We start from the raw sequence: 10,130 nt of genomic DNA on the forward strand, positions 1-10,130 counted from the left end.
TCCTGCCCGAGGAGCGCGGCCTCTACAAGAAGATGACCCCCATCGACGCCATCGCATTCTTCGGCTCGCTGAAGGGCGTGCCCCTGGCCGAGGGTCGCAAGCGGGCGAAGGCGATGTTGGAGGCGCAAGGTCTGGGTGCGTCCAGTCGCAAGAAGATGAAGGAGCTGTCCAAGGGGATGGCGCAGAAGGTTCAGCTGATCGCCTCGGTCGTGCATCGCCCGGAGTTCGTGATCCTGGACGAGCCGTTCAGCGGTCTGGATCCGGTCAATCAGCAGGGGCTGGAACAGGTCATTCGGGGTCTGGCCGAGGATGGAGCGACGGTCCTGTTCTCCACCCACGTGATGCAGCATGCCGAGCGTCTGTGCGACAAGGTCGTGCTGCTGGCCCGCGGGCAGAAGGCCTTCGAGGGCACGGTGACCGAGGCGCGAGCGACCTCACCGCGTTTTCTTGAGCTGGAAGGGGCTATCGAGGCGGCGCAGGCGGCGACCCTGCCGGGCGTCAGCGGCGTTGAAGTGGTCTCCGAGGCCGAAGGCGTGCGGGTGCTGAAGGCCTCGCTGGGCGGCAATGCCCAAGGGCAGGAGGCGCTGAAGGCAGCCTTCCTGGGCGGGCTGGACGTCCGCCGGTTCGAGTTGAAAGAGCCCAGCCTGCATGATGCCTTCATCGGCCTGACCGGGGATCACCCGGATCAGGACCAGTCCGTCAAAGTCGCCGGTGTGGAGGCCGCCCGATGAACCGCATCATCCTGATCGCGCGGCGCGAATATGCCGCCTATGCCAAGACCGTCGGCTTCTGGCTGTCGTTGCTGGCCCTGCCGCTGTTTGGCGTCATCGGCGGTGGTGTCGGCTATCTGACAGCCGCGTCGGAGTCGCCGGCCCAGTCTGTCGCCCTGGTCGAGGACGGGCGCGAGGCGACCGGCCTGGCCGCCGCCGTGCGTGACGCCCTCGCCGGCGACGCCGAACGCAGTGCCGCCCGCGCACAAGCCGCCATCGCCGAGGCCACAAAGGGACAGCCCCTGCCGCCCGGAGCCGCAGAGAATGCCGCCGCCTCGGTCAGCCGAAACGGCTTGAATCTGGTCGTCACCCCCGCCGATCTGGCCGGTGCCGCCCCCGGCGCGGCACAGGACGCATTGGTGCGTCAGTATCTGGATGATGAGTCCGACAAGTCTCCGCATCTGGACGCCATTGTCTTCCTGACCCGCACCGACGGCAAGCCGACGGCCCGGGTCTGGAGCGCCTCGGCCACCAACGATGATGTCGCCGACGCCATCGAGGATGCCCTGAAATCTGTGAACCGCCGCGAGGCCTTCGCCGCCGCCGGGATCGATGCCTCGGTCGTCACCGCGACGGACGACTTCCGGCCGACGGTCACCAGCTTCTCCCCGAAATCCGCCAGCGGCGGCGAGGTCTCGATGCGCGACCAGATCCCCATCTTCATTGGTCTGGCTGCGGGTTTCCTGCTGTGGTCGCTGGTGATCACCGGGGCCTCCATCCTGCTGAACAGCGTGATGGAGGAGAAGTCGAACAAGATCCTGGAGGTGTTGCTGTCCTCAGCCTCTGCGACTGAGATCATGGCCGGCAAGGTGCTGGGCGTCGCGCTTCTGACGCTGACCGTCATGGCCTTCTGGGGCATTCTGGGCGGCACGGGTCTTGTCGTCGCCAATCCGCAGCTGGCGGCCGACGTGGGGGCAGCCCTGATGGATGGGGGGCTGGTCTTCTACTTCCTGATCTACATGGTCGGCGGATATCTGATGTATGCGGTGCTGTTCGCCGCCATCGGGGCCTTCTGCGAGACGCCGCGCGACGCCCAGACGCTGATGGGGCCGATCATGATGGTGCTTGTCGTGCCGATCCTGATCATGCAACTGGCGATCCGCACGCCCGAAAACCCCATCGTTCAGATCGCGTCCTGGGTGCCGTTCTTCACGCCCTTCCTGATGAGCGCGCGAGCCCCGTCAGAGCCGCCTCTGCTGGAGATCATCGGCACCATGATCGGCATGTTCGCCTTCGCCGCCCTGATGATCTGGGTTGCTGGACGTGCCTTCCGCGCCGGTGCCCTGTCCGACGTGAAGCTCAGCTTCAAGAGCTTCGCCGGCGCGATCCGGGGCGGGGGGCGGTAGTACCATCGTCTCCTCCCCGTCGCCGTTTGGCGACCGCGCGTAGCGTGGTGGAGGGGGCGGCGCGGTCGAATGGGATTGGCGTTTCGTCTGGCTAAGACCTGCGCCGCCCCCTCCGTCACGGCGCGAAGGCGCGCCGTGCCACCTCCCCATCGCTGCGCGACAGGGAGGAGACAAAGAAAAGGGCCGCCCCGGTTTCCCGAGGCGGCCCTTCAAATCTTTATTTCGCTGTCGGCTTAACCGCGCGGAGCACCCTGGCCAGGCACGCGGGGCTTGGGCGCGGGCAACAGGCCTTCGCGCTGCATGCGCTTGCGGGCCAGCTTGCGGGCGCGACGAACGGCCTCGGCCTTCTGGCGGGCGCGCTTTTCCGAGGGCTTCTCGAAATGCACGTGGCGCTTCATTTCACGGAAGCTGCCTTCGCGCTGCATCTTCTTCTTGAGGGCCTTGAGCGCTTGATCGACGTTATTATCGCGAACGAAAATCTGTACCAGGTTGAACTCTCCTTTGGCCGCCCGCCGCGTCCTGTGAGGGAGACGGGCGAACAAATAAAAATCGCGCTCCGAACCTGAGGGCTCGCGAGTGAAGGCGGGCTGATACACGAGCCGACCGGCCCTGTCCAGATCGTCGCGCCTATATCTGAAGGCTCGAAACCCACCGATTACGGGCTTATGCTGCCCGGATGACCGATGCGCCACACCTGTCGAACGAGGCCCCGGAGCAAGATTGGGGCGACCGCATGGAGCAGGCGGTGCTGGACGCCGCCATCGTGCGGGCTCCCATCATGGGCTGGAACAGCCGCATGGTCCGCGCGGCCTGTGAGGACAACGGCCTGTCGCTGGGCGACGAGGAACTGCTACTGCCCAATGGCGCGCGTGATCTGGCGGCCCTGCTGTCGCGCCGCCACGACGACCGGGCGCTGGCGACCCTCGCCGACCTCGACGTCGCCTCGCTCAAGATCCGCGAGCGAATCGCCCGCGCCGTCTCCGCCCGGCTGGAGGCGGGGGCACAGGACCTTGAGGCCACCCGCCGCTGCGCCGCCTTCCTGGCCCTGCCGACCAATGCCGATCTGGGGCTGAAGCTGGCGTGGGAGAGTGCCGACCATCTGTGGCACTGGGCCGGCGACACCGCCACCGACTGGAACCACTATTCCAAGCGGACCATCCTGTCCGGCATCCTGATCCCCGCCATGACGATGCGCTGGTTCGACGGCCGCGACGCCGCCGACGCCTTCGTCTCGCGCCGCATCGACAACGTCATGGCTTTCGAAAAATGGAAGGCCGGCAAGGACTTCGACGCGCCGTTGCGCAAGGTGACCGAGGTGCTCAGCCGGATGCGGTATGGGGCAAAGGCGGACTAGCGGAACCGCTCACCTCCCCATCGCAGATGGGGAGGGGGACCGCGCGAAGCGTGGTGGAGGGGCGACTCCGGCGCTGGAAGGCGTTCCCTGACAACCTTCACGATGAAGGCCAGAACGCCATCCAGTTCATCGCGCACATCGACCGCCGCGATCCGGATAACCCGGACTCCCTGGTTCGCAAGCCACCGCGTCCGCCGCGCATCATGCTGCAACTGATCCGGGTGCTCGTGGACGCGCCCATCCACCTCTACCGCCAGCCGTGCCGCTGCGCAGTAGAAGTCGACGATATAGGGACCAATCGGATGCTGCCGCCGAAACTTGAAACCGTGCAGCCGATGGCCGCGCACACGCGTCCATAACCGCGCCTCTGGCGGCGTCATAGGTCGGCGCAGGCTCTTGGCGCGACCATATGTGGACGTGTCTGACATGCACGCATATTTGCATGTTCTGTTTTCGTTCTCAATTGGAAAAGCCGGTGCCGCCCCCTCCTGGCCGCTGACGCGGCCTGTCCTCCCCATTCGCCTTCGCGAATAGGGAGGTGAGTGTCACAGCGCCTTCACCCTATTTACATGCGCCATCTTGCGGCCAGGCCGGGCCTCAGCCTTGCCATAGAGGTGCAGGCGGGCGTCGGGCTCGCCAGCCAATGCGCGCCATTGCTCCACTTCGTCGCCCAGCAGATTGGTCATCTCGACCTGCGCATGCGCTGCCGTGGGACCTAGCGGCCAGCCGGCGATGGCGCGGATATGCTGTTCGAACTGGTCGCAGACGCAGCCGTCCTGGGTCCAGTGGCCGGTATTGTGAACGCGCGGCGCGATCTCGTTGACCCGCAGGTCGCCGTCGCCCAGATCGAACAGCTCGACGCCCAGCACGCCGACGTAATCCAGCCCCTCCAGCACCGCCCGCGCAATGGCTTCGGCCCGCCCTTGCGTCGCCGCATCGACCACAGCCGGGGCCAGGGTCGTCTTCAGCACCCCGCCCGAATGGATGTTCTCGCCCAGCGGATAGACGGCGATCTGGCCGTCGCGGCCCCGCGCAGCGATAACCGACAGCTCGCGCAAAAAGGCGGCCTTCGCCTCCAGCACGGACGGCCGCTCGCCGATCGCATGCCAGGCGTCGGCGGCCATGGCGGGCGAGGTGACCCAGATCTGGCCCTTGCCGTCATAGCCCTCGCGCCGCGTCTTCAGCAGGGCAGGGGCACCCAGCCGCTCTAGCCCCGCAACCAGGTCCTCGACGCTGTCGATCACGGCGAAGTCGACGGTGGTCGCCCCGACACCATTCAGGAAGGTTTTTTCCTCCACCCGGTCTTGGGCCACGGCCAAGGCGCGCGGGCCGGGCGCGACCACGGCTCCGCCCTCGGCCAGATACGCGACCGAGGCGGCGGGGACGTTCTCGAACTCGAAGGTGACGGCCTGACAGGTCTGGCCCAGCACCCGCAGCGCCGTGGGATCGTCATAGGCGGCGACGATCTGGCCCTGGGACACACGGCCCGCCGGGCTGTTCTCTTCGGGATCCAGGATCACGACGTTGAAGCCCAGCCGCGACGCCGCCTGGCTGAGCATACGGCCCAGCTGGCCGCCGCCCAGGATGCCGAGCGTCGAACCGGGGGGGAGGGGTTTCGATGACACAGGCGTGGCGCTCAAGCTCAGTCCTCGACCGTCTCGTGAACGCTCTCGGTCTGGGCCACGCGGAAAGCCGTCAGCCGTCCGGCCAGGGCCTCGTCCGACAGGGCCAGAATTTGCGCCGCCAGAATGCCCGCATTCTTGGCCCCCGCCTCGCCGATGGCCAGGGTTGCGACCGGCACGCCGCCGGGCATCTGGACGATGGACAACAGGCTATCCATGCCCTTCAGCGCCTTGGATTCGACCGGCACGCCCAGCACAGGCAGGTCAGTCATCGACGCCGCCATGCCGGGCAGATGGGCTGCGCCACCGGCACCCGCTATGATGATCTTGTGGCCCGCTGCCTTCGCTCCCGTCGCGAAATCGTACAGCCGCTGCGGCGTGCGATGGGCGCTGACGACGCGGGCCTGCCAGGTCACGCCCAGCCGGTCCAGCATGTCGGCGGCGTGTTTCATGGTCGGCCAGTCCGAGCGGCTGCCCATGATGATCGCCACAGGAGCTATCTGGTTCGCCATGCCGTCGGACCTTTCGCGGAAAGCGGCGCGATACAGCACACACGTTGCGCCCGCAACCGACGGCGTTAGGCTGCATGCCGGCCGGGCGGGGTGAGTCGCGCGGACCGGGGAGCTGGAATTCACCCTTGACCGACGCGGCCGTCATCGACCCCCACGCCGAGATCGAGCGCCTGCGCGCCGAGGTCGAGGCCCTGCGCCTGCGTGCCGAGGCGGCCGAAGCCGCCGCCGATCACGACGTGCTGACCCCCGCCCTGAACCGGCGAGGCTTCGTGGCCGTGCTGGAGCGCACCATGGCCTATTGCAAGCGCTACGAGGCAACGGCGGTGCTGCTTTATCTGGATCTGGACGGGTTCAAGGGCGTGAACGACAGCCTGGGCCATGCCGCGGGCGACGCTGCCCTGGTCCATGTCGCCAACCTGCTGCTGGCCAACAGCCGGGCCGCCGATGCTGTCGGACGGATGGGCGGCGACGAATTCGCCCTGCTGATGCTCAACGCCGGCCTTGACGAGGGGCGTGACAAGGCTACCAGGCTGAACGCCGCCCTGGCCGAGGGTTTCGACTGGAACGGCACGCGGGCTCCGCTGGGAGGCTCGTTCGGCGTGCGCGCCTGGGTCGATCACGAGGATGCCGAGGTCTGGCTGGCCGAGGCGGACGCCGCCATGTGGGTCAGGAAACGCGGGCGCTAGCGCCTATTTCAGGCTGGCACAGAACCGCTGAATCCGCCCGCAGGCTTCTTCCAGGACCTTTTCAGACGTCGCATAGCTGATGCGGAAATAGGGGCTGAGGCCAAAGGCCGTCCCCTGAACCACCGCCACGCCCTCGGCGTTCAGCAGTTCGGTCGTGAAGGTCTCGTCGCCGTCGATGACCACGCCGCCCTCGGTCGTCTTGCCGATCAGCCCCTCGATCGACGGATAGACATAGAAGGCCCCTTCCGGGTTGGGGCAGCGGATGCCCGTCGCCTGGTTCAGCATCGACACCACCAGATCGCGCCGCGCCTGAAACGCCTTGCCGCGCTCCGCGATGAAGTCCTGTGGCCCGTTCAGTGCTTCGACCGCGGCCCACTGGCTGATGGAGGAGGGGTTGGACGTCGTCTGTCCCGCCACCTTGCGCATCAGGTCGATCAGCGGCTTGGGGCCTCCCGCATAGCCGATGCGCCAGCCCGTCATGGCATAGGCCTTGGACACGCCGTTGATGGTCAGGGTCCGGTCGTACAGGTCCGGTGCGACCTGGGCGATCGTGGTGTAGTCGAAATCGCCGTAGATCAGGTGTTCGTACATGTCGTCGGTCATCACCCAGACCTGCGGGTGACGACGCAGCACCTCGGCCAGGGCCTCCAGCTCGGCCCGCGTATAGGCCGCGCCGGTCGGGTTCGACGGGCTGTTCAGGATCAGCCATTTGGTCCGCGGCGTGATCGCGGCCTCCAGCGCGGAGGGCTTCAGCTTGAAGCCATCGGCCTCATGCCCCACCACGACCACCGGCTCGCCCCCGGCCAGCAGGACCATGTCGGGATAAGATACCCAGTAGGGCGCGGGCACGATCACCTCGTCGCCCGGCGACAGGGTTGCGACCAGGGCATTGTACAGCACCGCCTTGCCGCCCGGCGCGACGTGGATCTGGGCCGGCGTATAGGTCAGGCCGTTCTCGCGCGCGAACTTGGCCACCACAGCGGCCTTCAGCTCCGGCATGCCGTCGACGTCGGTGTATTTGGTCTCGCCGCGCTGGATGGCGGCGATGGCGGCGGCCTTGATGTTCTCCGGCGTGTCGAAATCCGGCTCTCCGGCTCCCAGGCCGATCACATCGCGCCCCTCGGCCTTCAGCGCACGCGCCTGTGCGGTCACGGCCAGGGTGGCGGACGGCTTGACGCGGGCAAGGGCGGACGACTGCAGGCTGGACATGGCAAATCTCGGAGATGTCGGGAGCCGGGGAGGGCCTCGCCTGTTTACGGGCAGGGTCGGGCCGGTGCAAATGGTGAAGCCGTGGGAGGGAGTTGGCCATGAGTCTGATCGCTGTTGCAGTCGCCCTCCTGTTGGGGGGCCAAGACATTTCCGCCCGGCCAGCGGTGTGCGATCAGGACGATCAGTCCGTGGCCTGTGCAGTTGCGGAGCAGGCGAGATTGGAAGCACGCTACCGAGCGCCTTCGATACAAACTGAGTCAGCGACCGGAGCCCAGGTGTTCCGATCGTTTTTCTACGACGGATACGGCCGCGACATTCTCTTGGTCAGCTTCGAAATGCGACCGAATATGCCGCCGATGGTGGTTGTTCGCGGAAATGCGGAAGAGCGTATCGAAGCGCCTGTTGCCGCGTTGACATGGGACCGTGTTGAGAGGGAAGGCATCTTCGCTGACCGTGTGCTGATGCCGATGGCAGCTAGGTCCGGCAACGATGAGGTTCTCATCTGCATGCATGGATGGGGCGTCGTCGTCGAGATGGCCAATGCTGCAGATGACAGCGGCTATAGGCCTGCTGTGAGGCGTAAGGCTCAAAATACTTGCGACCACGATGGGATGGCGGGCAGTTTTGGCTTCTTGCTTGCCGATCAGGCTGTTCTGTCTATCGAAGCCTGTGAGCAGCTTGACGCTGACAAGCATCGTAACGCTGTCGCGAGGCTTCGCGCCTGCTTGGTTCTGCAGGGCAATACGCTCGCAGCTGCCAGTTTGATGAATGAGAAGGGGGAGCCGCCCGGACGCGATTATGCCGGAACTCCGACGCGCCAGGAATGGAGTGACTGGCTTTCGACGAATAGCACCAGCCGGATCGATTGGGCGGGAGTGGTATATCAGGAAATAAATATTTATCGGGCCGGGCAGAGCCAACCGGTTCGACTTTCTCAGCGGATGGTTGAGCTGACTGAAACGATGCCTGACTTGGCGATCTATCAGTCCCGCGTCGGCGCTCGCGACGATCGCAATGGCTGGATAGAGGGTGAAATCAGTTATCGGGTTTCCTCGGAGGATGATCCGGAACGGCTCATGGTCGCAAAATACCGGCAGGAATGGAGCAGAGGCGGCGGCTTCGGTTGGCGCATGGACAATTGGGTCGTCCAGCCTTTCCGTCCTTTGGAAACGCCTGAGTAGCCATGCGCCGCCTCCTCGACTTCATCCTGAACATGGAGGCCGCCCGCTGGCGGGCCTTACTGGCTACGGTGGTGTTGCTGGCCGCCGTCACCGGCCTGTTCCTGTTCGGCAAGCACCAGCTGGATCTGGGGGCCGAGAGTCAGCTTGAGGCCTGGATGAGCGGGTTCCGCGCCGGGCCGTGGGGCGTGTTTGTGGCCATTGCGGTGTTCACCCTGTCGGCCTTCCTGGGGGTGCCGCAGTTTCTGTTGATCGCCGCCTGCGTGGTCGCCTTCGGGCCGTGGTTCGGGTTTCTGTACAGCTGGATCGCCACGGTGGTGTCGGCGGGCGCAACCTACTGGCTGGGCCGCGGGCCGACGGCGCGGGCGCTGGAGCGGTTCGGGGGACGCACGACCGACCGCCTCAAAAGGTTCGTCGGCGACAATGCCTTCTATGCCAGCTTCATGATCCGCAACGTGCCCTCGGCCCCCTTCATCGTGGTCAACATGGCGTTCGGCGCGACGCGGGCGAACTTCTGGGGTTTTCTGACCGGCTGCGCCCTGGGCGTTCTGCCCAAGACCGTGCTGGTCGCCTTCTTCGGCGGGGCCGTGGTTTCGGCCGTCAGCGGGGACGGCATCTGGACGTCCCTGATCCTTGCGGGCGTCGCGGTGGTCTGGCTGGGCCTCATGCTCGGTGTCCGCGAGCTGGTCCGTCGGCGGGAGAGGGCGACGGAACGAGAATAATCAGGAACTGCTATTGTTACGGATAGGGCGCGCCTCTATCTGCGTTGTCTATCCAGTCCATTTCAGGAGATCGACATGCTCAAGCTCTATATCTCGCCCGGTGCCTGCGCCACCGCCTCGCATATCGCCCTGGAAGAGGCGGGAGCGGACTACCAAACGCAGGTCATCGACCTGAAGACCGGCCAGCAGAAGACGCCGGAGTATCTGGCCGTCAATCCAGCGGGTGTGACGCCGGCGCTGGAAACCGATCATGGTGTGATCACCCAGAATGCGGCTATTCTGGCCCTGGTCGCCCAGACCCATCCGGACCGCAATCTGGCCCCGATCGACGACCCCTATGCCTTCGCCGCCTTCAACGCCTTCAATGGCTTTCTGGCTTCGTCCCTGCACCCGGCCATCGGCAGGGTGCTGTTCAGCCGCCCGCCACTCGAAGGCGAGGTCAGGGATCAGGCGGTAGAACTGGCCCTTTCGAAATATCAGCTGGTCGAGGACCACTATCTGAAGGGTGACTACGTCCTAGGCGACACCTTCAGCCTGGCCGACGGCTACCTGCTGGTCTTCGAACGCTGGGCGCGTCAGGCGGGCTTGCTGGATGCGGCCCGGTTCCCGCGTCTGAACGCCCATCTGGATCGCATTCAAGCCCGGCCTGCAGTGCAGCGGGTTTTGGCCTCGGAGGGTCTCAGCGCAGTCTGATCTTCAGACCTTGGCAACATCTGTGGCGCAACCTCCGC

The 10,130-nt window shown here is 65.9% G+C and carries 12 protein-coding genes; 7 read left to right on the plus strand and 5 right to left on the minus strand.

The window, feature by feature from the left end:
• Positions 1-731 (plus strand): DUF4162 domain-containing protein (locus tag JHC81_RS07320; protein ID WP_292172692.1); only part of this gene is annotated, 731 nt, incomplete at its 5' end.
• The gene (locus JHC81_RS07325; RefSeq protein ID WP_292172695.1) at positions 728-2,116 is read left to right on the plus strand and encodes an ABC transporter permease; all 1,389 of its coding nucleotides are present in this window, start codon (positions 728-730) and stop codon (positions 2,114-2,116) included. The genes JHC81_RS07320 and JHC81_RS07325, both read left to right, overlap by 4 nt.
• A 233-nt stretch (positions 2,117-2,349) precedes the next feature.
• On the opposite strand, the gene rpsU is transcribed toward JHC81_RS07325, so the two are convergent.
• Positions 2,350-2,604, minus strand: coding sequence for a 30S ribosomal protein S21 (rpsU, locus tag JHC81_RS07330; RefSeq protein WP_292172768.1), 255 nt, complete (start codon positions 2,602-2,604; stop codon positions 2,350-2,352).
• A gap of 188 nt (positions 2,605-2,792) precedes the next feature.
• Here rpsU and JHC81_RS07335 point away from each other — a divergent pair, with 188 nt between their 5' ends.
• Complete coding sequence (locus JHC81_RS07335) at positions 2,793-3,470, plus strand: COQ9 family protein (RefSeq protein ID WP_292172698.1); 678 nt, start codon at positions 2,793-2,795, stop codon at positions 3,468-3,470.
• Here JHC81_RS07335 and JHC81_RS07340 read toward each other — a convergent pair.
• The 3 genes from JHC81_RS07340 to purE are packed head-to-tail and all read right to left on the minus strand — an operon-like array spanning position 3,467 to position 5,604.
• Entirely contained in the window at positions 3,467-3,988 is a 522-nt protein-coding gene (locus JHC81_RS07340; protein ID WP_366465821.1) for a DUF559 domain-containing protein, read from the minus strand. The genes JHC81_RS07335 and JHC81_RS07340 overlap by 4 nt on opposite strands.
• A 27-nt stretch (positions 3,989-4,015) precedes the next feature.
• Positions 4,016-5,095 carry a 5-(carboxyamino)imidazole ribonucleotide synthase gene (locus tag JHC81_RS07345; RefSeq protein WP_292172772.1) on the minus strand — a complete coding sequence of 360 codons (1,080 nt, stop codon included), beginning with the start codon at positions 5,093-5,095 and terminating at the stop codon, positions 4,016-4,018.
• Positions 5,096-5,112: 17 nt separating this feature from the next.
• Positions 5,113-5,604 carry a 5-(carboxyamino)imidazole ribonucleotide mutase gene (purE, locus tag JHC81_RS07350; RefSeq protein WP_292172700.1) on the minus strand — a complete coding sequence of 164 codons (492 nt, stop codon included), beginning with the start codon at positions 5,602-5,604 and terminating at the stop codon, positions 5,113-5,115.
• A gap of 125 nt (positions 5,605-5,729) precedes the next feature.
• On the opposite strand from purE, the gene JHC81_RS07355 reads away from it, so the two are divergent.
• On the plus strand, positions 5,730-6,290 hold the full coding sequence (locus JHC81_RS07355) for a GGDEF domain-containing protein (protein ID WP_292172701.1): 561 nt from the start codon (positions 5,730-5,732) through the stop codon (positions 6,288-6,290).
• A 3-nt stretch (positions 6,291-6,293) separates the two neighbouring features.
• Here the strand turns inward: JHC81_RS07355 and JHC81_RS07360 are convergent, their stop codons facing one another.
• Positions 6,294-7,499 (minus strand): pyridoxal phosphate-dependent aminotransferase, encoded by a 1,206-nt coding sequence (locus JHC81_RS07360; RefSeq protein ID WP_292172705.1) that lies wholly within the window; start codon positions 7,497-7,499, stop codon positions 6,294-6,296.
• 98 nt (positions 7,500-7,597) lie between these two features.
• On the opposite strand from JHC81_RS07360, the gene JHC81_RS07365 reads away from it, so the two are divergent.
• The 3 genes from JHC81_RS07365 (at position 7,598) to JHC81_RS07375 (ending at position 10,092) form a co-directional block, all read left to right on the plus strand.
• The gene (locus JHC81_RS07365) at positions 7,598-8,680 is read left to right on the plus strand and encodes a hypothetical protein (protein ID WP_292156025.1); all 1,083 of its coding nucleotides are present in this window, start codon (positions 7,598-7,600) and stop codon (positions 8,678-8,680) included.
• Between the two features lie 2 nt (positions 8,681-8,682).
• The gene (locus tag JHC81_RS07370) at positions 8,683-9,399 is read left to right on the plus strand and encodes a VTT domain-containing protein (protein WP_292156026.1); all 717 of its coding nucleotides are present in this window, start codon (positions 8,683-8,685) and stop codon (positions 9,397-9,399) included.
• A 75-nt stretch (positions 9,400-9,474) separates the two neighbouring features.
• Positions 9,475-10,092: a glutathione S-transferase C-terminal domain-containing protein gene (locus JHC81_RS07375; protein WP_292156027.1), complete on the plus strand. Its 618-nt coding sequence runs from the start codon at positions 9,475-9,477 to the stop codon at positions 10,090-10,092.
• Positions 10,093-10,130 lie beyond the last annotated feature (38 nt).

Origin of the sequence: Brevundimonas sp. (assembly GCF_016463295.1) — a bacterium.
Taxonomy (GTDB): domain Bacteria; phylum Pseudomonadota; class Alphaproteobacteria; order Caulobacterales; family Caulobacteraceae; genus Brevundimonas.